This is a genomic window from Nocardiopsis tropica (genome assembly GCF_042660575.1).
Taxonomy (GTDB): Bacteria; Actinomycetota; Actinomycetes; order Streptosporangiales; family Streptosporangiaceae; genus Nocardiopsis; species Nocardiopsis tropica.
Genome location: NZ_JBHSUF010000005.1, coordinates 296,204 through 322,344 on the forward strand (window position 1 = coordinate 296,204; position 26,141 = coordinate 322,344).

24 protein-coding genes are annotated in these 26,141 nt (G+C 75.5%); 17 read left to right on the forward strand and 7 right to left on the reverse strand.

Annotation, left to right across the window (positions count from 1 at the left end; translation table 11 throughout):
* Positions 1–47: 47 nt before the first annotated feature.
* The 3 genes from ACFQBR_RS10485 (at position 48) to ACFQBR_RS10495 (ending at position 3,551) form a co-directional block, all read left to right on the forward strand.
* On the forward strand, positions 48–1,583 hold the full coding sequence (locus ACFQBR_RS10485) for a glycerol-3-phosphate dehydrogenase/oxidase (RefSeq protein WP_344182720.1): 1,536 nt from the start codon (positions 48–50) through the stop codon (positions 1,581–1,583).
* Positions 1,584–1,806: 223 nt separating this feature from the next.
* The gene (locus ACFQBR_RS10490; RefSeq protein ID WP_267946377.1) at positions 1,807–2,361 is read left to right on the forward strand and encodes an ATP-binding protein; all 555 of its coding nucleotides are present in this window, start codon (positions 1,807–1,809) and stop codon (positions 2,359–2,361) included.
* 302 nt (positions 2,362–2,663) lie between these two features.
* The gene (locus tag ACFQBR_RS10495) at positions 2,664–3,551 is read left to right on the forward strand and encodes a bile acid:sodium symporter family protein (RefSeq protein ID WP_344182721.1); all 888 of its coding nucleotides are present in this window, start codon (positions 2,664–2,666) and stop codon (positions 3,549–3,551) included.
* 27 nt (positions 3,552–3,578) lie between these two features.
* On the opposite strand, the gene ACFQBR_RS10500 is transcribed toward ACFQBR_RS10495, so the two are convergent.
* Both ACFQBR_RS10500 and ACFQBR_RS10505 read right to left on the reverse strand, forming a co-directional pair.
* Positions 3,579–4,223 carry a LuxR C-terminal-related transcriptional regulator gene (locus ACFQBR_RS10500; protein ID WP_267946375.1) on the reverse strand — a complete coding sequence of 215 codons (645 nt, stop codon included), beginning with the start codon at positions 4,221–4,223 and terminating at the stop codon, positions 3,579–3,581.
* Positions 4,211–5,431 carry a sensor histidine kinase gene (locus tag ACFQBR_RS10505; RefSeq protein WP_344182722.1) on the reverse strand — a complete coding sequence of 407 codons (1,221 nt, stop codon included), beginning with the start codon at positions 5,429–5,431 and terminating at the stop codon, positions 4,211–4,213. Before ACFQBR_RS10505 ends, ACFQBR_RS10500 begins: the two co-directional genes overlap by 13 nt.
* A gap of 240 nt (positions 5,432–5,671) precedes the next feature.
* Here ACFQBR_RS10505 and ACFQBR_RS10510 point away from each other — a divergent pair, with 240 nt between their 5' ends.
* The 5 genes from ACFQBR_RS10510 to ACFQBR_RS10530 all read left to right on the forward strand — a co-directional run bounded on the left by ACFQBR_RS10510 (position 5,672) and on the right by ACFQBR_RS10530 (position 9,836).
* Positions 5,672–6,139 (forward strand): hypothetical protein, encoded by a 468-nt coding sequence (locus tag ACFQBR_RS10510; protein WP_267946373.1) that lies wholly within the window; start codon positions 5,672–5,674, stop codon positions 6,137–6,139.
* Entirely contained in the window at positions 6,123–7,355 is a 1,233-nt protein-coding gene (locus tag ACFQBR_RS10515; protein WP_344182724.1) for a sensor histidine kinase, read from the forward strand. The genes ACFQBR_RS10510 and ACFQBR_RS10515 overlap by 17 nt, the downstream gene beginning before the upstream one ends.
* Before the next feature lie 200 nt (positions 7,356–7,555).
* Positions 7,556–8,251 carry a response regulator transcription factor gene (locus tag ACFQBR_RS10520; RefSeq protein WP_344182726.1) on the forward strand — a complete coding sequence of 232 codons (696 nt, stop codon included), beginning with the start codon at positions 7,556–7,558 and terminating at the stop codon, positions 8,249–8,251.
* Between the two features lie 62 nt (positions 8,252–8,313).
* Positions 8,314–9,081, forward strand: coding sequence for an ABC transporter ATP-binding protein (locus ACFQBR_RS10525; RefSeq protein WP_344182728.1), 768 nt, complete (start codon positions 8,314–8,316; stop codon positions 9,079–9,081).
* Positions 9,078–9,836: an ABC transporter permease gene (locus ACFQBR_RS10530; protein ID WP_344182730.1), complete on the forward strand. Its 759-nt coding sequence runs from the start codon at positions 9,078–9,080 to the stop codon at positions 9,834–9,836. Before ACFQBR_RS10525 ends, ACFQBR_RS10530 begins: the two co-directional genes overlap by 4 nt.
* A 182-nt stretch (positions 9,837–10,018) precedes the next feature.
* Here the strand turns inward: ACFQBR_RS10530 and ACFQBR_RS10535 are convergent, their stop codons facing one another.
* From ACFQBR_RS10535 to ACFQBR_RS10555, 5 genes are all read right to left on the reverse strand, one after another.
* Positions 10,019–10,537, reverse strand: coding sequence for an LURP-one-related/scramblase family protein (locus tag ACFQBR_RS10535; RefSeq protein ID WP_267946368.1), 519 nt, complete (start codon positions 10,535–10,537; stop codon positions 10,019–10,021).
* Positions 10,538–10,704: 167 nt separating this feature from the next.
* Positions 10,705–12,339, reverse strand: coding sequence for a glycerol-3-phosphate dehydrogenase/oxidase (locus ACFQBR_RS10540; protein WP_344182732.1), 1,635 nt, complete (start codon positions 12,337–12,339; stop codon positions 10,705–10,707).
* Entirely contained in the window at positions 12,329–13,852 is a 1,524-nt protein-coding gene (locus ACFQBR_RS10545) for an FGGY-family carbohydrate kinase (RefSeq protein ID WP_344182734.1), read from the reverse strand. Before ACFQBR_RS10545 ends, ACFQBR_RS10540 begins: the two co-directional genes overlap by 11 nt.
* Before the next feature lie 313 nt (positions 13,853–14,165).
* Positions 14,166–14,927, reverse strand: a complete 762-nt coding sequence (locus ACFQBR_RS10550; protein ID WP_344182736.1) for an HAD family hydrolase — start codon at positions 14,925–14,927, stop codon at positions 14,166–14,168.
* Positions 14,917–15,783, reverse strand: coding sequence for a DeoR/GlpR family DNA-binding transcription regulator (locus ACFQBR_RS10555; protein WP_353002680.1), 867 nt, complete (start codon positions 15,781–15,783; stop codon positions 14,917–14,919). Before ACFQBR_RS10555 ends, ACFQBR_RS10550 begins: the two co-directional genes overlap by 11 nt.
* 251 nt (positions 15,784–16,034) lie before the next feature.
* Between ACFQBR_RS10555 and ACFQBR_RS10560 the strand changes: the two genes are divergently transcribed.
* The 9 genes from ACFQBR_RS10560 (at position 16,035) to ACFQBR_RS10600 (ending at position 26,038) form a co-directional block, all read left to right on the forward strand.
* Complete coding sequence (locus ACFQBR_RS10560) at positions 16,035–17,540, forward strand: FGGY-family carbohydrate kinase (RefSeq protein WP_344182740.1); 1,506 nt, start codon at positions 16,035–16,037, stop codon at positions 17,538–17,540.
* Positions 17,537–18,301 carry a histidine phosphatase family protein gene (locus ACFQBR_RS10565; RefSeq protein WP_352984151.1) on the forward strand — a complete coding sequence of 255 codons (765 nt, stop codon included), beginning with the start codon at positions 17,537–17,539 and terminating at the stop codon, positions 18,299–18,301. The genes ACFQBR_RS10560 and ACFQBR_RS10565 overlap by 4 nt, the downstream gene beginning before the upstream one ends.
* A 67-nt stretch (positions 18,302–18,368) precedes the next feature.
* Positions 18,369–19,853 (forward strand): extracellular solute-binding protein, encoded by a 1,485-nt coding sequence (locus tag ACFQBR_RS10570; RefSeq protein WP_344182744.1) that lies wholly within the window; start codon positions 18,369–18,371, stop codon positions 19,851–19,853.
* Between the two features lie 13 nt (positions 19,854–19,866).
* Positions 19,867–20,814 (forward strand): carbohydrate ABC transporter permease, encoded by a 948-nt coding sequence (locus ACFQBR_RS10575; protein WP_344182746.1) that lies wholly within the window; start codon positions 19,867–19,869, stop codon positions 20,812–20,814.
* A gap of 3 nt (positions 20,815–20,817) precedes the next feature.
* Complete coding sequence (locus ACFQBR_RS10580; protein WP_267946359.1) at positions 20,818–21,684, forward strand: carbohydrate ABC transporter permease; 867 nt, start codon at positions 20,818–20,820, stop codon at positions 21,682–21,684.
* A complete protein-coding gene (locus ACFQBR_RS10585) occupies positions 21,681–22,817 on the forward strand; it encodes an ABC transporter ATP-binding protein (RefSeq protein WP_267946358.1) in 1,137 nt (378 codons plus the stop codon). The genes ACFQBR_RS10580 and ACFQBR_RS10585 overlap by 4 nt, the downstream gene beginning before the upstream one ends.
* Entirely contained in the window at positions 22,814–23,959 is a 1,146-nt protein-coding gene (locus ACFQBR_RS10590; RefSeq protein ID WP_344182748.1) for an ABC transporter ATP-binding protein, read from the forward strand. The genes ACFQBR_RS10585 and ACFQBR_RS10590 overlap by 4 nt, the downstream gene beginning before the upstream one ends.
* Positions 23,956–25,005, forward strand: a complete 1,050-nt coding sequence (locus ACFQBR_RS10595) for an NAD(P)-dependent oxidoreductase (RefSeq protein WP_344182750.1) — start codon at positions 23,956–23,958, stop codon at positions 25,003–25,005. The genes ACFQBR_RS10590 and ACFQBR_RS10595 overlap by 4 nt, the downstream gene beginning before the upstream one ends.
* Positions 25,006–25,336: 331 nt before the next feature.
* Positions 25,337–26,038 carry an exonuclease domain-containing protein gene (locus tag ACFQBR_RS10600; RefSeq protein WP_344182752.1) on the forward strand — a complete coding sequence of 234 codons (702 nt, stop codon included), beginning with the start codon at positions 25,337–25,339 and terminating at the stop codon, positions 26,036–26,038.
* Positions 26,039–26,141 lie beyond the last annotated feature (103 nt).

A 26,141-nucleotide genomic window follows, 5' to 3' on the forward strand; every position in this document is an offset into this window, starting at 1 on the left:
GCGCGCCGGCCCATCCGCCGCACCGTCCCCCGGAAAGGACCGCTCACATGAGCACTGCCAGTCCCGCGTCCCCCTCGCTGAACGCCGCCCGGAGAGCCGCCGACCTGGCCGGGCTGGAGGCCCGGCCCGAGGTGGACGTCCTGGTCGTCGGGGGCGGCGTGACGGGGGCGGGAGCCGCGCTCGACGCCGCTTCGCGCGGACTCTCCACCGTGCTGGTCGAACGCCACGACCTGGCCTTCGGCACCAGCCGGTGGAGCTCCAAGCTCGTCCACGGGGGCCTGCGCTACCTGGCCCGGGGGCAGTTCGGCATCGCCTACGAGAGCGCCCGCGAACGCGACCTCCTCATGCGGGTGACCGCGCCCCACCTGGTCCGCCCCATGCCGATGGTCGTGCCCGTGTACAGGGGGAGCGGCCTGGCCAGGGCGCTGTCCGTGCGCGCGGGCATGGGCATGGGCGACCTCCTGCGCGTGATGGCGGGGACCCCGGGGAGCGTGCTGCCCCGCCCGCGGCTGCTCGACGCCCGCCAGACCCTGCGCCTGCTGCCCGGCGCCGCCAGGCGGGACCTGCTCGGCGGCATCCTGTCCTTCGACGGGCAGCTCGTGGACGACGCCCGGCTCGTCGTCGCTCTGGCGCGCACCGCCGCGCGCGAGGGGGCCAGGGTCATCACCCGCTGCTCGGCCGAGAGCGTGACCGCCGACGGCGCGGTGCTGAGGGACGCGGCCACCGGCAGGATCGTCCCCGTGCGCCCGCGCGCCGTCGTCAACGCCACCGGTGTGCACGCGGGGCTCCTGGACCCCCGCGTGCGGCTCCGGCCCAGCAGGGGCAGCCACCTCGTGCTCGACGGCGCGGCCCTGGGCCGCCCCCGGGCCGCGCTCACCGTGCCCGTCGGCGGGAGTGTCAGCCGCTTCGTCTTCGCCCTGCCCCAGACGGACGGGCGCGTGTTCGCCGGGCTCACCGACGAACCCGTGGACGGCCCCGCGCCGCACGTCCCCGACGTGCCCGAGGGCGACGTGGACTTCCTGCTCGACCGGTTCAACGGGGCGCTGGAGAACCGGATCGGGCGCGATGACGTCATCGGCGCGTTCGCCGGACTGCGCCCTCTGCTGGAGGGCGTCGGCGACAGCGCCGACCTGTCGCGCGAGCACTCCGTCTCCGTCGCGCCCAACGGGACGGTCACCGTGGTCGGCGGGAAGCTCACCACCTACCGGGCGATGGCGGAGGAGGCCGTGGACGCCGCCGTGGGCGCCCGCCGGCTGCCCGCCGGACCGTGCCGGACGCGCTCCCTGGCCCTGGTGGGCGCCGCCTCCCGCGAGGAGCTGGACGCGGTGGAGGCCCCGCGCCGACTGGTCGAGCGGTACGGGACCGAGGCCGTCGACGTCCTGGACGGGGCCGGCGGCGACCCCGCCCTGCTGGAGCCGGTCGTGCGCGGTGTCACGGGCGCCGAGTTCCGGTTCGGCGTGCGCCACGAGGGGGCCATGGACGCGGACGACCTGCTGGACCGCCGGACCCGGATCGGGCTGGTCCCGGCGGAGCGGGCCGAGGCGCTGGCCGCGGCGGAGGACGCGGTCGACGCGGCGGTCTGAGGCGCGGAGGGGAGGCGGACCGGGGGAGGGGGCGGGGCAAGGGCGATCGGGACGGGCATCCGGGTTCTCGCCACACCCGCGTCCCCTGTCCCGCAGGGGCCTGATCGCGTAAGGTCGTAGCCGTTCCGCGCCGGACCTCCCCCGAACGGCCGCCGGACGCTCCCGCAGCCGCCCCCTCCCGCGGTCCGCCCGTCCACGAACCGCCCCGCCGAAGGAGTCACCCATGCCCACGCTCGTTTCCGTGCCCGCCCTGGCCAAGGAGGAGGACTCCTTCCTCGCGGGTGTCCCGGACGAGTACCGGCACTACTTCAACGGCCGGCCTCCGGTCCCCTTCGCCAAGCGCCACTGGGAGTTCGCCGGGGAGCCCGCCAGCATCCCCCTGGCCCGCGCCTTCCTGGACACCTGCGCGGCGACCAGGGACTCCGAGTTCCGGTACGTGTTCGCGCTGCTGGGGACCGAGCTGGCGACCAACGCCATCCGGCACAGCCGTTCGGGGGAGGACGGCCAGACGTTCGTGCTCAAGGTGACCCGGGGGCCCAACGGCCTGACCCTGGCCTGCCGCGACAACGGCAGGCCGACCAGCTCCCCCTCGGGGGAGGACGGCCCGCTCAGCGCCGGACCGCTGGCGGGCGACCGGCTCACCGCCGAGAACGGCCGCGGGCTGGCCCTGGTCGACAGCTTCGCCACCGCGTGGGGCGACAACGGGCACCCGAGCATCCGCAAGGTGTGGTTCCACCTGGCCTACGACCTCACCGGCAGTTCCTGGCCCGCGGCCTGACCACGGCCCGGGGGCGGGGACGCGCCGGGCCCCGCCCCCGGAACCCGTGTCCGGGCCCCGCCCGGGGGCCTTGCCAGGGCCGCCGCGGGCGTGCCAACATACCGACGAGTAGCGATGGTGGCGCAGATCACGGGACGGCGCGATCCCGGTCCGCCCGGGCCTCCCCGCCCGGAACACCCCAGGCGAGCTCACGTCGGCACCGACACCGAACGCGGTCCACGACGGCCGGCGCCCCGCGCCGGTCGGTGCCCCCCGACCGCCGAGCCGCCTCCCCCCGCGCGGCCCGATCCCGAGGTGTCCCCATGGATTCCGCCATCGCCACGATCGCGCTCCCGGCCGCGCTCGCCGTCATCATGCTGGGCCTCGGACTGAGCCTGACCGTCGCAGACTTCGTCCGCCTCGCCGCACTGCCCGGCACGGTCGCGCTCGTCCTGGGCTGCCAGATCCTCCTCCTGCCCCTGTTCGCCCTCGGCCTGGTCCTGCTCTTCCAGCCGCCCCCGGCCCTGGCGGTCGGCATGATGCTGTTGGCGGCCTCCCCCGGAGGCACCACGGCCAGCCTGTACAGCTACCTGTTCCGCGGCAACGTCGCGCTCAACATCTCCCTCACGGCGCTCAACTCCGTCACGGCGATGGTGAGCCTCCCGCTGATCACCAACCTGTCGATCGCCCACTTCATGGGCGACGGGGACACGCTCGGGCTCCAGGCCGACAAGGTTCTCCAGGTCTTCGCGATCATCCTGGTCCCGGTCGCCGCGGGCATGCTCGTCCGGGCCCGCGCCTCGTCCTTCGCCCGGCGCATGGAGCGGCCGGTCAAGGCGGCGTCGGTCCTGGTGCTGTTCGGCGTCATCGCCGTCGCGGTCTTCCAGGAGCGCGCCGACCTCGTCGACTACCTCGTCGCCGTGGGCCCGATGGTGCTGCTGTTCAACGTCGCCGGCCTCGTCGTCGGCTACTGGGCGCCGCGCGCCATCGGGACGGGACGGCCCGAGGCGATCGCCTCGTGCATGGAGATCGGCCTGCACAACACCACGCTCTCCCTGGCCATCGCGCTCAGCCCCGCGCTGCTCGACAGCACGGAGATGGCGATCCCCTCGGCCGTGTACGGCGTGCTCATGTTCTTCACCGCCGCCGCCACCGGCATCCTGCTCAACCGGCGGGGCGTCCGCCAGGACGCACGGGCCGCCGGGGGCTGAGGCGCGGACCCGCCGGGCGCGCGGCCCTCACCTGCCGTCGAGGTAGGCGAGCACCGCGCGCACCCGGCGGTGCCCGCTGTCGGACGGCGACAGTCCCAGCTTCGCGAAGATGTTGCCGACGTGCTTGTGCACCGCGTTCTCGGTCACGACGATCCGCTCGGCGATCTCCCCGTTGCCCAGGCCCTCCGCCATCAGCCCCAGCACCTCGCTCTCGCGCCGGGTGAGGGTCTCCAGGGGATCCCGGGACCGCCGTGCCAGGAGCTGCTGGACCACGGCCGGATCCATCACCGTGCCCCCCTCCGCGACCCGGTGCAGGGCGTCCACGAACTCGCTCACCCGGCCCACCCGGTCCTTGAGCAGGTAGCCCACCCCGCCCCGGCCGTCGGCCAGCAGTTCACCGGCGTAGTCCCGCTCCACGTACTGCGACAGCACCAGCACCGGCAGCGCCTCGTGGCGCCGCCGGGCCGCGATCGCCGCGTGGATGCCCTCGTCCCGGAAGTTCGGCGGCAGCCGCACGTCGACGATCGCCAGGTCGGGCCCGTGCCGATCCACGGCGTCGGCGAAGGCCGGCGCGTCCACGGCGATTTCCACCACCTCGAACCCGCGCGTGGACAGCAGCAGTTCCAGGCCCGCGGACAGCAGCACGTTGTCCTCGGCTATCACGATCCGCACGGCAGCTCCACCTCGACCACGGTCGGCCCGCCCACCGGGCTCTCCACGCGCACGGTACCGTCCAGGGCGGCCACCCGGCGCCGGATGCCGGTCACCCCGGTGCCGCGGGACTCGTCCACCCCGCCCGCGCCGTCGTCGCGCACCGACACGCGCAGGACGCCGCCGACACGGTCCAGGCGCACGACGATCTCCTCGGCGGCGCCGTGCCGCACCGCGTTGGTGACCGCCTCGGTGACCACGAAGTACGCGGCGGTCTCCGCCGCCACCGGCAGCGTGCCCAGGTCGCCCACGTCCAGCCGGGTGGTGACCGTGGTGCGGGCGACCAGCGCGCTCAGCGCCCCGGCCAGCCCCCGGTCGGCGAGGATGGGCGGATAGATGCCGCGGATCACCTCGCGCAGCTCCGTCATCGCCTCCTCGGCGCCCTCGTGGGCGTTCTTCAGCAGTGCGGCGAGCCGCGGGTCCTCGGCGAGGGCCTCGCGGGCCACGCCCAGCTGCATCGCGATCGAGACGAGCCGCGCCTGGGTGCCGTCGTGCAGGTCGCGCTCGATCCTGCGCAGCTCCGCACCGTGGGCGTCCACCACCTCCGCGCGGGTCCGGCTCAGCTCGTCCACCCGGGCGGCCAGCAGCTCGGCCTCGGTGGGGGCGAGCAGCCGCAGGTTGAGGCGGGCGTGCGCCTTGGCCGCCGGGACCACGGCCCACCGGAGCAGGACGACCCCGAGCACCAGCTGCGCGGCCATGAGGAGCAGGGCCGAACCCCAGCCGTCGGCCGGGATCCCGAGGAACTGGAACTCCATGCCCTCCGGGAGCGCCCACCAGAACGGGAACTGCACCGAGGTGACGGGCAGGGAGACCGCGGCCACGCCCAGGAGGCCGGCGAGCATGCTCACCGCCGTGAACACGGGCATCCACAGCAGCACCCTGCGGGTGGACGGTTCGCGCCACAGCGCGCGGAAACCGGGGGTCCCGGAGCCCGGGAGCTCCGGCACCGGGACCCGGAGCAGGTCCGAGGCCCGCCCCTGGTGCCACGCGGCGAACCTCCCCACGGCGCCCAGCCAGGGCGGCAGCAGCACGAACCCGAGGCCGCCGATCGGCACGGTGAGCACCACGGCCAGGGTCAGCGGCAGAGCCACCAGCACGGCCAGGCCGGAGGCGAAGGCCACCAGGAGGTAGCCGCCCGCCCGCAACGCCCGAGCCCAGACCTCGTTCATCCTCGTTACTCCCCGTTCACGTCGCAACCCCTCGGCAACGATCAGTCTGGGGCATTCCGGAGGTGCCCGGCACTACAGCCAGCCACCCTGTTCCCCCTCCACGCGTCGGCGGGCGGGCAGGACGCGGCCGGCGTCCGGACGGCCCGGCCCGGACAACCGATCGACAACACATGGGCATCTTCGGGGCGAAGACCGGGAAGGACTCCTGAACCGCCGCACACACGCAGGAAGGAGAGGCCGATGCCCTTCCCGAACCGCACGTCACTGCCCCGCCCCGTCCACGGGATCTATGTCCGCAACGTCCTCCAGAGCTGCGGCGGCCACTTCGCCGCGGCGTGGGCCGAGGCGGAGCCCCTGCCCGCCGGGCACCCCGACGGCTTCGAGTTCGTCAACGCGGTCCAGCCCGTCGGACCCCGGGGGGAGCGACTCCCCGAGGAGCTGGCTGCGGCCTTCGCCCAGGGCCTGCGGCTGGCATGGCACGCCGGGGACGGCGCCCGACCGGGTATCGTCGCCCTGGTGCGCCTGGTCGACGCCCGCTGGCACCGGGAGGACTCCACGCCCCGGGCCTTCCGGATGACCGGGGAGCTCGCGGCCCTGGAGATCTCCCGCTGCGTGTCCGAGGACCGGGATCCGCGTCCGGTGCTGCGCAGCAGCAGACAGCCCTACCTCCCCTGGGAGCGGAGCATGCTCGGTGTCCTCAGCGACTGACGTCCCCCCGGCCGGTCCGGCCGCCCCCCTCACCGCGTCCGACGCCCCCGTGCCCCCGGCCCCCCGGCGGCCCTGGCCCGCCCTCCGGGCGGAGGGAGGCCCCACCCCCCGGAGGTTCGCGGCCGACGCCGCGGCCTCGCTGGTCCACCTGGCCCTCGCCGGCGGACTGCCCGACCCCCGCGACCTGGGCGCCGACGACCCGCTCCCCTGGGCCCGCCTCGCCCTGTCCGCCCTGATCACGGCCGGGATCCTGCTGCGCTGGCGGCTGCCCGCGGCGTCCTTCTGCACGGTGCTCGCCGCCACGCTCGCCGCCCTGGCCGCCGGATGGACCGCGGAGCCGTTCACCGCGGCCGCGTGGACGCTGTACCCGCTGGCGCTGACCTCGCGGCACGGCTCCTTCCGGCCCCGGCACTGGGCCTACCTCCTGGGTGCGCTCCTCGTGCTGGTGGCCGCGGGCGTGGACCCGGTGCCGCTGGAGGAGCCCGTCCGGGCCCTCGTCGTCGGAGCGGTCCTCCTCGCGCTCTCGTGGCTGCTGGGACGCTCCGTCCGGGAGCTCCGCGAGCAGGAGGAGCGCGCGGTGGCGGCCGTCGAACGCGAGGCCCGCACCCGGGAGAGGCTGCGGGTGGCCAGGGAGGTGCACGACGTCGTCTCCCACACCCTGGGCGCCATCGGCATGCGCGCGGGGGTGGCCCGGTACGCGGGCGGGGACGCCGAGGAGCTGCGGTCGGCCCTGGCCGACATCGAGGAGGCCGGCCGGGAGGCGTCGAACGAACTCCGCCGGGTCCTGGGCGCACTGCGCGCCGACGCCGACGCACCGCTGGAGCCGCAACCGGGGCTGGACGGGCTGGCCGCCCTGGCGGACACGGCCCGCCGCACCGGGATCGACTGCCGGCTGGAGGTCTCGGGCGTGGAGGGGGTGCCGCCCGCCGTGGCCGTCAGCGTGTACAGGATCGTCCGGGAAGCGGTCACGAACGTCATCAGGCACGCTCCCGGCGGCTCCTGCTCGGTGGTCGTCACCGGGGAAGGGGACGCCGTGGAGGCCGAGGTGACCGACACCGGCCCGGCCCGGGGACGCGTCGGCTCACCGGGAGGGGGCGTCGGCATGGTCGGCATGCGCGAGCGCGTGGCGGTCCACGGCGGAACCCTCACGGCCGGCCCGCTGCCCGGCGGCGGCTTCCGGGTCCGCGCCCGCGTCCCCTCCGGCCCCGGCGGCTGAGGGCGCGGCGGGCGGGAGGAGGGGTGCGGAGGGGCGGCGCCGTTCCGCGGCCGCCCGGCGTCCGGGACACTGGAGGCGGTGCTCCGGGCCGGAGCCGTGCTCCGGGCCGGACCCCGGTCGGGACGTCCCCGCCGCCCCGGAGAGCCCGCGGGGCGCGCACGGGCCCCGACCGCGTTCGCGACACGACGGCCGGAGGACTCATGGGGGAGACCGCACCCGTGCGGATCGTGGTGGCCGACGACCAGGACCTCCTGCGCGGCTCCTTGCGCATGCTCATGGACGGAGACCCCCGGCTCACCGTGGTCGGCGAGGCCCGTACCGGGCGGGAGGCGGTGGACCTGGCGGCCCGCCTCCGGCCCGACCTCGTCCTCATGGACGTCCGCATGCCCGAGATGGACGGACTGGCCGCCACCCGGGAGATCTGCGAGGCCGCCCCGCACACCAGGGTGGTCGTGCTGACCGTGTTCGACCTGGACGACTACGTGTACGGCGCCCTGCGGGCCGGGGCCAGCGGATTCCTGCTCAAGAACACCGCCCCCGAGGAACTGCTCCGCGCCGTCCACGTGGTCGCCGACGGGCAGTCCCTGCTCGCCCCCGAGGTCACGGGCCGCCTGATCGCCCACGTCGTGCGCGAGAGGGCCGGAACGGCGCCCGCCGCCTGGGCGCGGACACCGCTCGCCCCGCGCGAGAGGGAGGTCGTCACCCTCATCGCGCGCGGGCTGTCCAACGCCGAGATCGCCGACCGCCTCACCCTCAGCCGCGCCACCGTCAAGACGTACGTGAGCCGCCTGCTCGCCAAGCTCGGCGCCCGCGACCGCGCCCAGCTGGTCGTGTTCGCCTACGAGAGCGGGCTCGTCAGGGCCGCCGGCGCGGGGGGCGACGTCCTCCCGGGGTGACGTCGGGACTGTCCTCCCCGGGCGGACGCGCCCGGGCCCCTTCCGGCCCGACGATGGGTCCCATGATCGAGATACGCGGACTCACCAGGCGCTTCGGCGCCCGGACGGCGGTGGACGGGCTCACCTTCACCGCCCGCCCCGGCCAGGTCACGGGCTTCCTCGGACCCAACGGAGCCGGAAAGAGCACCACCCTGCGGGTGCTGCTCGGACTCGACCGCGCGGACGGGGGGACGGCCCTGATCGACGGGAGGCCCTACACGGAGCTGCGCCGGCCCGCCACCGCCGTCGGCGCCCAGCTCGACGGGGGAGGAGCGCACCCCGCGCGGACGGCCCGGGCCCACCTCGGGTGGATCGCCAGGGCGAACGGCCTGCCCGCCTCCCGGGTGGGGGAGGTGCTGGAGGGCGTCGGCCTGGGCGGGGCCGCCCGGGCCCGGGTGCGCACCTTCTCGCTGGGGATGGGACGGCGGCTCGACCTGGCCGCCGCCCTCCTCGGCGACCCGGGGGTACTGGTCATGGACGAGCCCGTCAACGGCCTCGACCCGGAGGGCATCCGCTGGGTGCGGTCGTTCACGCGGGCCCTGGCAGACGAGGGGCGCACCGTCCTCCTGTCCAGCCACTTCATGGGCGAGATCGCGAGGATCGCCGACCACCTGGTGGTGATCGACGGCGGGCGCCTGGTCGCCGAGGGCCGCCCCGACGAGGTGGCCGCGGGCCACGCCTCCCTGGAGGACGCCTTCTTCGCCCTCACCGTGCGCCCCGGCGGCGCGGACACGGGGTTCGGGCGGTGGCCCGGCGGCAGCGGCGCCGCCCGGGGCGGGGGAGAACGATGATCGACACCGTGCGCGCCGAGGCGTTCAAGCTCCGCACGCTCACCTCGGTCCTGTTCACCTGCCTGGCGACGGCCGTGCTGACGGTCGGGCTGGCGTGGCTGTCGGGATGGTCGGTGGGGAGGGCCCTCACGGACAACCCCGGCCTCCTCGTCGGGGAGGTCGTGCCGGAGCAGTCCGGCTTCGACGCGATCTCCTACGGGCAGGCGGGCATGGTGGTCCTGGGCGTGCTCGCGGTCGGCACCGAGTACACGGGAGGGCAGATCCGCGCCTCCCTGCTGGCCGTGCCGCACCGCCCCCGGCTCCTGCTGGCCAAGGCCGCCGCGGTCGCGGCGGCGGCACTGGCGGTCGCCCTGGCCACCGTGCCCGCGGCCTTCGCGGCCACCCAGGTCGGACTGGGGGAGCACGGGTACCCGCTGACCGGCATGCTCGACCGCCCCGTCCTGGGAGCGCTGGCGGGCGCGGTCGCGTACTGGGTGCTCCTCGCCCTGCTGGCGGCCGGGATCACCGTCGTCCTCCGCAACACGGTGGTGCCGCTGGTCCTCCTGATCAGTCTGGTGCTGGCCCTGTCCTTCTACCTCTCGATGCTGACCGGCCTGGCGGACCTCCTGCCCGACCGGGCGGGGGCGCAGATGTTCCTGAGGGGCGGCCCCAACAGGACAGACCTGTCCGCGATCGGGGGCGGCGCCGTGATGGCGGCCTGGGTGGCGGGTGTGTGGGCGGTCGCCGTGCCGCTCTTCGCGCGCAGGGCCGCCTGACGGGACGCGGCGCCGGAGCGGGGGCCGTCCCCGGCCCGCGGAGCGGTGCTCCGGCGCAGCCCTTCCGGGGCCGCCCCGGCGGGCGGCGGCGCGGTCCCCGCGGACGCCGCCCGCGCCGAACCGCACCCCGGGGAAGGCGGGTCCGGCCCGGGGCAGGGGGCGGACGCCGCGGGACGCGGTGCTCAGTCCTGCTCCCCGCCCTCCTCGTCGTCGTCCCGGGTGAGGGAGTCCACGGCGACCGCGACGCTGATCACGAGGGCGGCGTCGCCGCCGATGTCGCTCCGGTGGGTGTTGACGTCCACCGCGTAGGTGTCCCTGACGCGGAACCACTTGCGGGACACGTGCGCGACGGTGCCGTGCTCGTCGGCGATGACGTACTCCTTGCCGAGGAAGTCGCCGGTGACCTCCCAGTCCGGCGCGCCCTCCATGTCCACCACGAGCTTGTCGCGCAGGGGGTTGACCAGGCGTTTGCGCACGGTGGCGACGGTGTCGCCGTCGCGCTCGACGCGCATCTGGTCACGGACCTTGAACAGCTTCTTGCGGATGACGGTGAGGACGTTGCCGTCGGTGTCCTTGAGCTCGAAGGTCGTGCGGATCCGCAGGGCCTTGCCGTCGACGAGGAAGACCTTGCGGTCGTCCTCGTCGGTCACCCAGTAGTCGTCACCGATGTCGAAAACGCGTTCGCGTACCAGGAATTTCATGCCTCGAAGCTAGGGCACGGGGATTCCGCGCACCACCCCGGGCCACGGCCTGTGGACGGCCCGGGGGCCGCGGCGCCGGAGGGGAGCGCGGGGCGCGGGGGTCGTGTGCGGCGCGCACGCCCGCCGGCCTGCGGCTCCGGGACGGGGCAGGCGCATCCGGTTCCCCGTCATCCCAGCGCGGCGCGGTCGCGGACGACGGCGGCCCGGTACGCGGCCACCTCCCGTTCCACGTCCGCGTCGTCCCACCCCAGCGGCGGAGCCACCAGCGCCGCCGCCCTGGGCGCCAGGGCCGCGCCGCCGTCGGGCGCTTCGAGCGCCACCCGGGTGCGCCGGGCGAGCACGTCCTCCAGGGTCCGGGCCCCCTCGTGGGTCACCGCGTACCGGAGTTCCGCCGCCAGGTAGCCCGCCACGGTCGCCCCCAGGGCCGGGTCGCGCCGCACGGTCTCCAGCACCCGCGGCGTCTCGTCGCCGTACCGCAGGAGCATGCGCCGTACGTGGTGCTCCGCGACCCCGTGCCCGGAGGACGGTGGGGCGGGCCGCCCGGCGGCGCCCTGCCGGTCGCGGGCGCCGACCAGCGGGATCCGCGCGGTCGGGGTCGGCGGCAGCCTCCGGCCCAGCACCCGGCCGACCGCGTCCACCGCGTCCCGTGCCATCAGGCGGTAGGTGGTGTACTTGCCGCCCACGACCGTCACCACGCCGTGGCCGCTCAGCACCGCGTGGTCGCGCGAGAGCGCCGACGTGGCCGAGGTGTCCCTGGAAGCGAGCAACGGCCGCAGCCCGGCGTGGGCGCCCAGCACGTCCGCCCTGGTCAGCGGGCGGGCGAGGTAGCGGTTGACGTTGCGCAGCAGGTAGTCCACGTCCTCGGCGCCCACCCCCGGGGCGGCCCGGTCGCCCTCGTACGCGGTGTCGGTGGTGCCCAGCAGCCACCGCCCGTACCACCGCCGCAGGATGATCACCGAGTCCTCCGCCCGCGCGATGAGCCCCGTCCGTGAGTCGAAGGCCCCGCCCTCCACCAGCAGGTGCACGCCCTTGGCCGGGCGCACGGCGAAGGCCGGCTCGCCCGCCATGGCCTGGACGTCCGCGGCCCACACTCCGGCGGCGTTGACCACCGAGCCCGCCGACACCTCCAGTTCGCCCCCCTCGGCCGTGCGGACGGCCACCGCGCGCACCCGGCCCCCCTCCACGCGCATCCCCGTGACCCGGGCGTGGCTGAGGACGAGCGCGCCGTGGCCGGCGGCGGTCCTCGCCACGGCCAGGGTGTGCCGGGCGTCGTCCATGCGCCCGTCGTGGTACCGGATGCCGCCGGTGACCACGGAGGCGTCCAGCCCCGGGGCGAGCGCGAGCGTGCCGCTCCGGGACAGGTGCCGGTGCGCGGGGACCCCGGCCCCCCGCCGCCGCGCCAGCGCCATGGCGTCGTAGGCGAGCACCCCCGCACCGAAGTACGGGCGCTCCCACCAGCGGGTGGTCGGGAGCAGGAAGGGCTCGGCGGCCACCAGGTGGGGGGCGGTCACGCCGATCATCAGGTCCCGTTCGCGCAGGGCCTCCGCGACCAGGGAGAAGTTGAGCTGTTCGAGGTAGCGCAGCCCGCCGTGCGCCGTCTTGCCCGAGCGCGACGACGTCCCGCCCGCCAGGTCCCCGGCCTCGACCAGCAGGACCGACAGGCCCCTGGCCGCGGCGTCGAGCGCGCACCCCGACCCGGTGATGCCGCCGCCGACCACGACCACGTCGAAGTGCCCGCTCCCGGCCCGCGACAGCACCCGGTCACGGTCGGCGGGGGAGAGCCGGTGCGGTTCAGAGTCCACGGGTGACCTCCGCGTCGTCACCGGCGGGAGAGGGCCGCGGGACCCGCCCGGGGGCGGGACCCGCCGCGAGGGGCCGCCACAGCGGGCGGGCCGCCTCCAGGTGTGCGAGGTAGCGCCCGTAGCCGTCGTCGTAGTGGGCGCGCAGGGCCGGATCCGGTTCCACGGTCGCGGACGGGGCGGTCCACCCGGCCCGCTCCACCGAGTCGCCCACCGCCGAGAGGACGGCGCCGCGGGCGCCGACCTCGGGGGCGCGCGCCGTCTCCAGCGGTATCCCGAGCACGTCGGCGAAGACCTGGAGCCACGGAAGGGACCGGGAACCCCCGCCGCAGACCAGCAGGCGGTCCGGAGACCCCGCCGTGTCGAAGCAGTGCCGGGCCGCGTAGGCCAGCCCCTCGCACACCGCGCGCACGAGGTCGCCCCGCGAGGTCGTCAGCCTGACCCCCGTGAACTGGCCCGCCGCCCGCGGGTCGACGAACGGTGCGCGCTCGCCCGACGTGGCCAGGTACGGCAGCACCTCCACCCCTCCCGCGCCCGGGGCGCTCTCGGCCAGGGAGCGGCCGACGCCCTCCACGTCCATCCCGAGCACGGACAGCAGCCAGTCCACGGACGCCGTGCCCACCATCGCCGGCATCGCCCGCAGCCACCGTCCCCGCTCGCCCGTGGAGACGTGGAACCCCGCCGGGGTCCCCGCGGTCTCCAGGCGGTCGACGAGCACCATGCACCCGAGGGTGGTGCCGACGATCATCAGGGCGTCGCCCGGGTCGCGCACGCCCGCCCCCACCGCGCAGGCGGGGAAGTCGAACGGGCCCGAGCTGACCGGGGTCCCCTCCGGCAGCCCCAGCAGGCGCGCGCCGTCGGCGTGCAGCCCGGCGCGGGGCGCGGCCGAGACGGGCGCCAGGAGGCCGCGCCGGCCGGAGAGCCCCGTCAGCTCCAGCACGGTGTCGCTGTACCCCTTCCCGGAGCCGTCGCCGAACGGCATCGAGCTGTCGCTCGCGTCGGTGGCCCGCCTGCCGGTCAGCCGGGCGAACACCGCGTCCTTGCAGTACCCGGCCGTCGCCGCCCGGTCCAGGGACCCGGGTTCGTGCTCGTCGAGCCAGGCCAGCAGGGGCGCTGCGGTGCCGGGGAACATGGTCGTGCCGTTCTCGCGGTAGACCCGCTCGGTCACCCCCGTGCTGTTCCACCGCCGGAGGATCTCCGAGGCGCGCCCGTCCAGCCACGACATGGCGGGGCGCACCTGCCTGTGGTCGGCGTCGGTGAGCCAGCACCCGTCGCCCTGCCCGGTCACCGCCACCAGGTCCGGCGGGGCGCCCACCTCGGCGGCCACGGCGCGGACCACCTCCGCCACCCCCGCCAGGACGTGCTCCAGGTCCTGTTCGACCGCGCCCCCCGGCCCGTGGGCCACCGCGAGGCCGCGTCCGCGCACGGCCAGCGCCGCGCCCGTCTCGTCGAACACGACGGCCTTGACCACGGACGTGCCCGCGTCCACCCCGAGGAGGGTCCGCCCGCCGCTCACGGAGCGGCCTCCCCCGGGGAGGCCGGCGCCCCGGGGGCGGGCGGGGGGACGGCCGTGTCCGGGGGCCGCGCGTCCGGCGGGGGCCCCGCCGCCGCGCAACCCCCGCCGTCCACCTGTTCGGGGAGCCGTCGGCGGACCCGGGCCGGGCAGGCGGGCGCACCCTCGCGCAAAGCGGTGGCTTCGTCGAGCGGTCGGGACATGGGACGGGTCTCCTCACGCCGTCGGGGACTGCGGGAAGTGCCGGTGCTCCGGTGGTTGCGGGAAACTGCGGGGCGGCCGCCGAGGGGCCCGTGTCCGGTGGGTCCCGGCGGCGTCAGGGCGCGGCCTCCAGGGCCGACCGCAGGTAGGCGCGGGCGTCGTCGTGGTCGGCCGCGACGTGCTCGGCGAGGGCGAGCGCGTCCTCGCCGGGCGGGTAGTCGCGGTTGGGAAGGGCGACGACGCGCATGTGCGCCGCGTCGGCCGCGCGGATGCCGTTGGCCGAGTCCTCCACGGCCAGCGGCACGGCGGTGGACGGGGGGACGCCGAGCCGGCGCAGGGCCTCGGTGTAGACGTCGGGCGAGGGCTTGCCGCGCGCGACCTCCTCGCTGGAGACCGTGGCGGCGAACAGGCCCGCCAGCCCCTCGCGCTCCAGGACGGTGTCGATGACGGGTCGGGCCGCGGAGGAGGCCAGGCCGATCACGGTCGCCGCGGCGGTGTCGGTGAGGAGGTCGCGGGCGCCGGGGAGGAGGGGGCCGCGGCCGGCCAGGAGGGCGTCGCGCATGTGCGCGACGCAGGACTCGTACACGTGCTCCGGGTCGACCCGGGCGCCGGTGCGGCTCCGGATCCGCCCGGCCACGTCCCGCGACCACTCGGGGCTGCTCATGCCCTGCACCCGGAGGGTGTCGTCGCGGGACCAGGGTGCGCCGTGGCGCCGGCAGTACACCTCCCAGGACTCCTCCCACAGGTGCTCGGTCCACACGACGACCCCGTCGAGGTCGAAGACGACCACGGGGCGGCCCACCGGGGTCCCGTGCCCGTCCGGGGAGGGGGACCCGGTCCGGCCGGAGGGGCCCCGCCGGGCGGGTTCAGCCGTCATCGCCCGCCACCTCCACCGGCACGTCGTGTTCGCGGAGTCGGGCGAGGTGTTCGCGGGGGGTCGCGGAGTCGACGATCACGGACGTGAACCCTTCCAGCGGCAGGAGGCGGTGGAGCGCGCTACGGGTGAGCTTGGAGTGGTCGATGAGCAGGTGGCACCTCTCGGCGGCTGCGACCATCTCGCGTTTGACCGCCACGATCCTGTCCTCCTGGTGGAAGGCGTGGCCCGCCGTCACCGCGGAGGTGCTGACGAAGGCGACGTCGAAGCGCATCGAGCGGATGGCCTCCACGCAGGTCGTTCCGAGGAACGAGTCGTGCTGCACGTCGTAGGTGCCGCCGAGCGCGACGACCTGCACGTCCCGCAGCCGGGACAGCTCCGTGAGGGCGTACAGGTAGTTGGTGGCCACGGTGAGCGGGGCCAGTTCCGCCAGGTGGGGGATGAGGTGCGCGGCGGTGGTGGAGTCGTCGACGAGCACCGACATGCCGGGCTCGACCAGCCCGGCCGCCCGCGCCGCGATGGCGCGCTTGGCGTCGGCGTTGACCCGTCTCCGGTACTCGACGTTGGACTCGAAGGTGCCGCTGGGCTGGGCGGTGGCCACCCCCCGCGCCTTGCGGAGCACCCCCTGGCGCTGGAGCTCGTCCAGGTCGCGGTGGATGGTCATGACCGAGACCCCGAAGCGTTCGGCCAGCTCCTGGGCGGACACCGACCCGCTGTCCAGGACGAGGCCTGTGATCAGGGAACGCCGGTCCCCCGGCCCCGGGGGCCGTTCGTCCTCGACCCGGTCGTGCTCGCTCGGGTCCGCCTTGGCCGCCACGGTGCGTGTCCCCCGTCGTTCGTCGTCTCTGTTGCCGAACATCTCAACCGGGCGGCCCGCGTGTGTCAACCCTCGGTGTGAAGATCACTCGTCGCGACGCGGCGGGTGTGGAGGGCCACGCCCTGCTGAACTGGGGAACCACCGGAAACCGGCGAGGACGTCCGTGAACATCACCGGAAAAGGTGTGACGAACACACCTTGACATGAGAAGAGACCGGTTCTACGTTGGCCGTCACCACGTCCGAAGGTGAAGCAGGTCACATCCCTGTGCGCCTCCGAGCAGAGGATCCGCGGTGCGCGCTGCCGGTTCACCACGCGAAGCTCCCCCCGACCCCGCCGACCGGCGCGACGCCCTCTGGCTCGGCGTCGACCTGGGGACCCAGGGCGTCCGCGCCGTCCTCGTCGACGACCACGGCGCCGTCGTCGGCTCCGGAGAGGCCGCCCTGCTCCGCGACCACCGCGACGGGCCCCGCCACGAACAGGACCCCGAGGAGTGGTGGAGCGCCACCTGCCGGGCCACCGGCGCCGCCCTCGCCGCGCGGGACCCCGGGGACGGGCGCCCGGTCGGCGCCGTCAGCGTCGACGGCACCTCCGGCACCCTCCTGCTCCAGACCGCCGACGCGCTGCCCGTCGGACCGGCCCAGATGTACGACGACGCCAGGGCGGCCTCCCGGACCGCGGCGATCCACGCCCTGGGCGCCGACCACGTCCAGCCCACCTGGGCCCTTCCCCGCCTGGTCGGACTCGCCCGCGAGGGCCGCCTCGCCCCGGGACTGCTCGTCGCCCACCAGGGCGACCACGTCTCCGGGCGCCTCGCCGGAGCGGCCGTGCCCACCGACACCAGCCAGGCCCTCAAGACCGGCTACGACCCGCGGAGCCTGAGCTGGCCGCACACCCTCGTGGACCGCCTCGGGATCGATCCGGCGGTCCTGCCCCCCGTGGTCGCCCCCGGCGCCACGGTCGGCCACGTCACCGCGGCGGCCTCCCGCGCCTCCGGCATCCCCGAGGGCACCCCCGTCCGGGCCGGCATGACCGACGGCTGCGCGGCCCAGGTCGCCACCGCCGCCCTCGCACCGGGGCTCTGGTGCTCGTCCCTCGGCACCACGCTCGTCCTCAAGGGCGCCAGCCCCCACCCGCTCCGCGACCCCTCCGGTGTGGTCTACAACCACCGCAACCCGGACGGCGGCTGGCTGCCCGGGGGCGCGTCCAGCACCGGTACCGGACGGCTCGACACCGACCTCGGCGGCCACGACCTCGACCTGCTCACCGCGCAGGCGCTACGCCTCGGCGTCCCCGGCGGAGCCACGTACCCGCTCGCGGGCACCGGCGAACGGTTCCCCTTCGCGACCCCCGGCGCGCGGGGGTTCGACATCGGCCCCGGGAGCGGCCCGGCGGACCCCGCCGCGCGCCTCAACCGGATCGCCCACGGGCTGGCCTACGTCGAACGCCTCTCCCTGGACGCCCTCGCCGCGCTCGGCGCCGACACCGCGGGACCGGTCACCGCCGTCGGCGGCGCGGTCCGCAACCACTGGCTCACCGCCCTGCGGGCCGACGTCCTCGGCCGCACCGTGCTGGTCCCCGCGCACACCGGGTCGGCGTTCGGCTCCGCCGTGATCGCCCGCGCCCCGGCGGGCCGCCTGGCCGAGACCGCGCGCGCCATGGTCCGCGTCGCCCACCGCTACGAACCCGATCCGTCCCGCGCGGACGAACTCGCACACGGGTACCGGCGCCTCGTCGAGGCCCTCCGCGACCGCGGGTGGCTCGGCGGCCCCCGGACCCCGGAGGGGGCCACGGCATGATCCCCGCGCACACCGAGCTGTCCCTGGTCCGCCACGGCCGCACCGTCTGGCACGCCGAGAACCGGTACGCGGGCAGTTCCGACATCCCCCTCGACCGCACCGGCCGCGACCAGGCCCGCGCCCTCGCCCTCTGGGTCGGCGACCACCCCCACGACGCGGTCGCCTGCTCCCCGCTCGGCCGCGCCAGGGCCACGGCCCTCCCCGCCGCCGCGGCGCTCGGAGTGGAGCCCGTCGTCCTGCGGGACCTCTCCGAGGCCGGCTTCGGGCTGGCGGAGGGACTGACCCTCGCCGAGACCGACGCGCGCCACCCCGGCGCGGCGCACGCCTTCCGCGCCGACCCCGCGGCCCACCCGCTCCCCGGGGCGGAGGACCCCGCCGCGGTCGCGGACCGCGTGCGCGCGGCCCTGCGGAGCCTCGCCGACGAGTACCCCGGGCGGCGCGTCCTCGTCGTCGCCCACAACACGGCGCTGCGCCTGGCCCTGTGTTCCTGGCTCGGCATCCCCCTGGCCCACTACCGGCGCGTGCTCCCCCGGCTGGACAACGGCGCCGTCACCCGGCTGCGCGTCCCCGCCGACCCCGCCGAACCGCCCGCCCTGCTGGCGCTCAACCTCCCGACGCGCCGGGAAACCCGCACGGACCCGCGGACACACGCCTCCCCGGTGAGCCCCCGGCGCCCCTCCGACCCGGCGCGTCCGCGGACCTCCGCGCCCCCGGCGAGCCCCGGTCCGGACAAGCGACGGGACCCCGGCCCCTCCGACTGACCCCCGGCGCGGCCGACCGGCGGCCCCGCCGGACGGCGCCACCCCCCACCACCGACTGGAGAGCACCATGAACCCCAGAAGGAACCGCCGCCCCCCGCGTACCCCCGGATCCCCCCTCGTCCCCGGCCCGCCCGGAGCGCCGGGCCTGTCCCGGCGCCGTGCCATGGGCCTCCTGGGCGCGGGCGGCGCGGCCGCGGCGGGAGCGGTCCTGCTGCCCGGGTGCGGACTGGGCACCGGCAGCATCGCCGGCGGCGAGAACGGGGCCGGCGAGGTCACCGGGGCGTTCGACTGGCGCAAGGCCGAGGGCGCCGAGATCTCCGTGCTCCAGACCCCGCACCCCTACCAGGTGGCCTTCCAGCCCCTCCTCGCGCAGTTCACGGAGCTGACCGGCATCACCGTCAACGCCGACCTCGTCGCGGAGGCCGACTACTACACGCGCCTCAACACCGAGCTGGCCAGCGGCGCGGGCAACTACGACGCGTTCATGACCGGCGCCTACTTCATCTGGACCTACGGCCCGCCCGGCTGGATGGAGGACCTGCGCCCCTGGATCGACAACGAGTCCGCCACGAGCGACGAGTACGACTTCGACGACATCTACGAGGGCCTGCGCACCTCCACCTCCTGGGACTTCACCACCGGGAGCCCGCTGGGCACAGGAGGGCAGTGGGCCGTCCCGTGGGGCTTCGAGACCAACGTGATCTGCTACAACAAGGCCGAGTTCGACCGGCGCGGCATCCGGCCGGCGGAGACCTTCGACGAACTCCGCGAACTGGCCGTCGACCTCACGGACCGCTCGGAGAACACCTACGGCCTCGCCTTCCGGGGATCGCGCTCCTGGGCGACCATCCACCCCGGGTTCATGACCCAGTTCACGAGGGAGGGCTGCGTCGACTACACGCTGGAGGGCGACCGGCTCGTGGCCGCCATGAACTCGGAGGCCGCCGTCGACTTCACCCGGAAGTGGGTCGACCTCGCGCGCGACGCCGGCCCCACCTCCTGGACCACCTACGACTACCCCGACTGCACCGCCGACCTCGGGTCGGGCACGGCCATGATGGTCTACGACGCGGACTCGGCCACCTACCCCCAGAACATCGCGGGCAACAGCGCCGAGGCGGGCAACCTCGCCTGGCACCCGGGACCGGCCGGACCCGACGGCAACTACGACACCAACCTGTGGACGTGGTCGCTGGCCATGAGCTCCGCGTCCCGCAACAAGCTCGCCGCCTGGCTGTTCATCCAGTGGGCCACGGGCAGGGACGCCCAGAGCCAGGCCGTGCAGACCGGCGAGCTGGGGTTCGCCGACCCCACCCGCGAGTCCGTGTTCGAGGACGCGTTCAAGGCGGGCCTCGGCGAGTTCTCCGGCTACCAGGAGACCTTCGAGAGGGTCATCGACTCCACGAGGATCCACTTCACGCCGCAGACGCAGTTCTTCGAGAACACCGAGAACTGGGCGGTGGCGCTCCAGGACATCTACGCGGGCGACGACGCCGGGGAACGGCTCGACGCGCTGGCGCGGGCGAGCACCGACGCGCTCGACACCGAGTGAGGGGGACGAGCACGTGAGCACGACCACCGCACCCCCGGAGGCGGAGGGGGACGGGCCCGGGGGCGGCGCCCCCGTCCGCCGGGTCCCCGCCTGGCGGCGCGGGCTCCGGCCCTACCTGCTGTCCGTCCCCGCCGTCCTCGTCATCGCGGGCATCCTGTACCCGTTCGCCCTGGGCGCCTACTACGCCTTCCTCGACTACGCGGCCGTCGTCCCCGAGCCCGTGTTCGTCGGCCTCCGGAACATCACCGGGACCCTCGGCGACCCGGTGTTCTGGTCCAGCGTGCGAGTGACCGCCACCTACGCCCTCGCCGCCACGGCCGTCGAGACGGTCCTCGGCGTCGGCATCGCGCTGCTGCTCTTCCGCGCCGGCCTCGTGGGCAGGCTCCTGGAACGCCTGCTGATCCTGCCGCTGATGATCGCCCCGGTGATCGCCGGCGTCATCTGGGGGCTGATGTTCAACCCCCAGTTCGGCGTGCTCAACCACATGCTCGGACTCGGCTCCACCTTCGACTGGCTGAGCGAGGACCGCGCCCTGTGGTCGGTGATGCTGGTCGACGTCTGGATCTTCACCCCCTTCGTCGCGGTCCTCGTCCTGGCGGGGCTTCGCTCGCTGCCCCGGGAGCCCTTCGAGGCGTCCGACGTGGACGGCGCGGGCTGGTTCTACATGTTCCGGCGCCTCATGCTGCCGATGATGTGGCCCTACATCCTCGTCGCCGTGATCTTCCGGTTCATGGACTCGCTGAAGGTCTTCGACCACGTGTACGTGCTCACCGCCGGAGGGCCGGGAGGGGCCACCCGCACCCTCCAGATCGGCGCCTTCCAGAACTCGATCACCAACCTGAACTTCTCCCTCGGCAGCACCTACATGCTGCTGCTGTGGGTGATCGTGTTCCTCACCGCCCGCTACCTGGTCGCCGTCCTGGGCCGGGCCCAGCGCCGCGCGGCCGGATCGGAGGACTGAACCGTGACCGCCACCCGCCGACCGGGACGGCGCCGGTTCTCCCCGGCCTCCGCCGGGGCCGACCTCCTGCTGGTCCTGTGGTTCGCCTTCTCGCTGTTCCCGATCCTGTGGATGGTCCTGCTGTCCCTCAAGTCCAGGGCGGACCAGACCTCCACCTACTTCGTGTTCACCCCGACCCCGGACAACTTCGCCACCGTCCTGAGCGAGGAGGGGGTCCGCCTCACCGGCGTCGACTTCACCGGGGCGCTGCTCACCAGCCTGGTCACCTCGCTGGGCGCGGTCCTGCTGTCCCTCGCCATCGGCGTCCCGGCGGCCTACGCGGCCGGACGCTGGGCCTACCGGGGGTCCGGGGACATCATGTTCACCATCCTGTCGTTCCGGTTCGCGCCGGAGCTGATGGTGATCGTGCCGCTTTTCGTCATCTACAACCAGCTCGGGCTGTTCGACTCCGACGCCGGCACGATCTGGGTGCTCCAGCTGGTCACCCTGCCGCTGATCGTGTGGATCCTGCGGTCCTACTTCCAGGACATGCCGGAGGAGCTCGAACAGGCGGCCCTCCTGGACGGCTACACCCGCACCCGCGCCTTCCTCATGGTGGCGCTCCCGCTGGTGCGGCCCGGCATCGCGGCGTCGGCGCTGCTGGCGTTCGTCTTCGCGTGGAACAACTACGTGTTCCCGCTGATCCTCACCGGCGGCCAGAACCCCACGGTGACCGTGGCCGTGACCCGGTTCCTCGGCGGCGGCGGGCAGGCGTTCTACAACCTCACAGCCGCGGCCGCGCTCATCGCGGCCCTGCCACCGCTCCTGGTGGCCCTGTCCATCCAGCGCTATCTCGTGCGCGGCCTGTCGTTCGGGGCGGTGAAGTCGTGAGTTCCCTGGAACTGCGCGGGCTCGGCGCCCGCTACGGAAGGAAGACCGCCCTCCACGGCCTGGACGCGGAGATCGCCGACGGCGAGTTCTTCGTGGTCCTCGGCCCCTCGGGGGCGGGCAAGACCACCACCCTCAAGTGCGTCGCCGGCCTCGTGGAGGGGGCCACCGGCGCCGTCCTCATCGGCGGTCGCGACATGACCGGGGTGGAGCCCTACGAGCGCAACGTGGCGATGGCCTTCGAGAGCTACGCCCTCTACCCCCAGAAGACCGTGGCGGAGAACCTCGCCTCGCCCCTGCGCTCCGGGCGCCTGGGGACCTGGACGCCCGAGCAGCGCGGCGCACGCATCGGCGAGGTCACCCGGACCCTGGGCATCGACCACCTGCTCGGCCGCTATCCGCGCGAGCTGTCCAACGGCCAGCGCCAGCGCACGGCCCTGGGCCGCGTGCTGGTCAGGCCGGCCGACGTCTACCTGCTGGACGAACCCCTCTCCCACCTGGACGCCAAACTGCGCGCCGCCATGCGGGCGGAGCTCAAGCAGCTCAGCGGGATGGCGCGCACCACGACCGTCTACGTCACCCACGACTACCAGGAGGCCCTCGCCCTGGGCGACCGCATCGGGGTGCTGCGCGAGGGGCGGCTCGTCCAGGTCGGCACCCCGGCCCAGGTGTGGGAGACCCCGGCGGACGCCTTCGTCGCCCGCTCCCTGGGACAGCCCGAGACGAACCTGCTGGAGGCCCGCGTGCACCGAGGACTGGCCACCACCCACGGAGGGGGAGCCACCGTCGCCCTCCCGGAGGAGGCGCACGGCGCCGACGGCGTCCTGCTCGGGCTGCGCCCCCGGGACCTGCGGATCGCAGGACCGTCCGCGCCTCCGGACGGCGCGGGGCGGGAGCTCACCATGCGCGGCCGGGTCGTCCTGGTCGAACGCCTCGGCCGCTCCCGCGAGCTGAGCGTCGACGTGGCCGGACGAACCGTCATCACGGTCACCGACGACCCGCGCGTCCGGGAGGGGGACGACGTCACCCTCGCGGTCGCGTGGGGACGCGTCCACGTCTTCGCGGGGCCGGCGGGGGACGGGTCCCCGCACCCGCCCCGGGTGGGCAGCGCGCTGCCGGTCGGGGGGACGCGATGACGGCCGCGCCGGACACCGCGCCCCGGGCCGCCCGGAGCCTCACCCTGCGCAACCTGCACAAGACCTACACCGCGCGCGGACGCGAGCCGTTCGCGGCCGTGCGCGGCATCGACCTCGCCGTCGAACCGGGGGAGATGGTCGCCCTCCTCGGCCCCTCCGGCTGCGGCAAGACCACCACCCTGCGCATGATCGCCGGCCTGGAGACCGTGACCTCCGGGGAGGTCCTCATCGGCGACCGCGCGGTCACCGACCTGCCCCCGGGCAGGCGCGACGTCGGCGTCGGCTTCGAGGGCTACGCCCTCTACCCGCCCCTGTCGGTGCGGGAGAACCTTGCGTACGGGCTGCGCGCGCGGAGGGCCCGCGACGTCGGGCCGCGCGTGGCCGCGATCGCCGAGCGCCTGGAGATCACCGACCTGCTGGACCTGCGCCCCGCCGGCCTCTCCAGCGGCCAGAAGCAGCGCGTGGCCCTGGCGCGGGCCCTGGTCCGCAACCCGCCGGTCCTGCTGCTGGACGAGCCCCTGTCCCACCTGGACGCCGGGCAGCGCCAGCGGGTGCGGCGCGAACTGAAGGTGCTCCAGCGCGAGTTCGGCTACACGACCATCGTGGTCACCCACGACCAGCTGGAGGCGCTCAGCCTCGCGGACCGGATGGCGGTCATGGACGGCGGTGTGATCCGGCAGTTCGGCACCCCCGACGAGGTCTTCGACGACCCCGCCGACCGGTTCGTCGCCGACTTCGTGGGCGAACCCTCGATCAACCTGGTCGGGGGCACGGTCGCGGACGGCGGCGGGGCCGTCCGCATCGGCGGGGCCGGGACCCTGCCCACGGCCTCCCGCGCCCGTGCGGGCACCCGGGTCCAGGTGGGGCTGCGCCCGCAGGACTGCGAGCTCCTCGGGCGGGGGTCGGCGCGTCCCGCGCTGAGCGCGACCGTCGGCGTGTTCGAGTACCTCATGGAGTTCGGACTGGCCACGGTCGACCTCGCCGGGCAGGACCCGCCGGAGGCGGGAGGAGGGGCCCCGGGCCGGTTCGTCGTCCAGACGCCCGGCGGGGCCTCCCTCGACCCGGGCGCCCCCGTCCTGATCGGGGCACGGCCCGAACACGTCCACCTCTTCGACCCCGGAACGGGGGAGCGACTGCGATGACCGACACCCTTCGCCTGGTCTGCGCCGGGGACAGGTTCATCTCCGCCGACCTGCTCGCCGGGGCGCTGGAGGCCGAACTGGCGGGCGGCGCCCGGCGGCACGCCCTCCCCGCCACGATCGACCGCGTCGACTCCGACTGGCCCACCGCGCCCTTCGCCGACGTGGACGGGGTCAGGGAGGCCTCCGGGGACCCCGCCGCGCTGGCCGCACTGACCCGGGGCGCGCACGCCCTGGTCACCCACCTGGCGCCGGTCACGCGCGAGGTGGTCGAGGCGGGGCGCGGCACCCTGCGGGTCATCGGCGTGACCCGGGGCGGCCCCGTCAACGTGGACGTCGCGGCGGCGGCCGAGGCGTCGGTGCCCGTGGTCCACCTGCCAGGGCGCAACCTGGGCGCGGTCGCCGAGTACTGCGTCGGAACGATGATCTGCGCCATGCGGGGCCTGCCCGACGCCGCGGCCGGGCTGGCGCGCGGCCGGTGGGACGCGGAGGGGTTCCGGTACGAGCGCACCGGCACGGAGCTGCGGGCGGCCACGGTGGGTCTGGTCGGGCTGGGGGCGGTGGGGGCGCGGGTGGCCGAACTGCTGGGAGCCTTCGGCGCGACGGTGCTCGCCCACGACCCCTACGCCGACGCCGCGACGGCGCGCCGCGCGGGCGCCCGCCTGGTGGGGCTGGGCGAGCTGCTGGCCGGGTCGGACGTGGTGAGCCTGCACGCCCGCCTGACGGAGGAGACCCGCCACATCGTGGACGCGGCGGCGCTCGCGGCGATGCGGCCGGGATCACTGCTGGTCAACACCGCGCGCGGTGAACTGGTGGACGCGGCCGCGCTGGACCGGGCCCTGGAGTCGGGGCACCTGCGCGGAGCGGTGCTGGACGTGTTCGACCCCGAGCCCCCGGCGGCGGGCGACCCGCTGCTGCGGCGCCCGGGGGTCTTCGCCACCCCGCACCTGGCGGGCGCGTCCACCCAGGTCGCGGAGGAGTCCGCGGTCCGGATCGCGCGCGAGGTCGCGGCGGTGCTCACGGGCGGAGGGGCCGGCCGGGACACGTGAGCGCGCGGACAACGGTCGTCCACAGGCCGCGTCCGGCTCTGGCGCCCCAGCGCCCGCCCCGGTTGACTGGAAGACGGGGGGTCCCCAGGGGCCCGCCCGCTCCGGCCTGCCCTCGCACGGCCGGCCCGGTCGCGCGCCCCGGGCCCCGCCCGCGCTCCACACCCTGCGGCCCCACCCCAGCTCCCGGCCGCCGCCCCCGCCTGTCCGGGGTGACGTTCCCCGCGTCGGCAGTGCGCGGCGGCGAGTTCTCCCGGCGGCCCCGGGACCCCCGCGTCCCCGGTGTGGGACGCCAGGTGCGGGAAGGTAGGAACCAGCCGACCCGAAGGACGTCATGACCTGGCACATGCAACCGATGGCCGCCCTGGACTTCGAGTCCACCGGACTGGACCTGGCCGCCGACCGGATCGTCACCGCCGCCCTGTGGCGGATCGACCCCGGCGCCCGCACCAAGGACGCCACCACCTGGCTGGCCGACCCGGGCATCGAGATCCCCGAGGAGGCCGCGGCCATCCACGGGATCACCACCGGGCACGCCCGCGAGCACGGCCGCCCGGCCGCGGAGGTGGTGGCCGAGATCGGCGCCTCCCTGGAGCGGGCCGTCGTGGAGGGGCTGCCCGTGGTGATCTACAACGCCCCCTACGACCTCGGCCTGCTCTCCGCCGAACTGGAACGGCACGGCTCGGGGGTGAGCTTCTTCGGGCAGCTGCGCGTCGTGGACCCCCTGGTGCTGGACAAGCAGATGGACCCCTACCGCAGGGGCGGGCGCAAGCTGGTGGACGTGTGCGCGCACCACGGCGTGCCGCTGGACGAGCAGCAGGCCCACGGGGCCTCCGCCGACGCGCTCGCCGCGGCCCGCCTGGCCTGGAAGCTCGCCGCCGCCCACCCCGAGCTGGCCGAGATGGGCGTGGACGACCTGCACGCCGCCCAGATCGGCTGGAAGGCCGACCAGGCGGCGTCCTTCCAGGCCTACCTGCGGAGGGGGCGGGACCCCGAGGCGGTCGTCGACGGCTCGTGGCCGATCGCCAAGGCCTGAACCCGGACAGCGCGCCCACCGCGGGGGCCGTGCCCGCGCGGGCGGTCGGCCAGCCCCTCCCGGCCGGAGCCCCGGCCCGGTACGCCGGCGGCGGTCGGCGTAC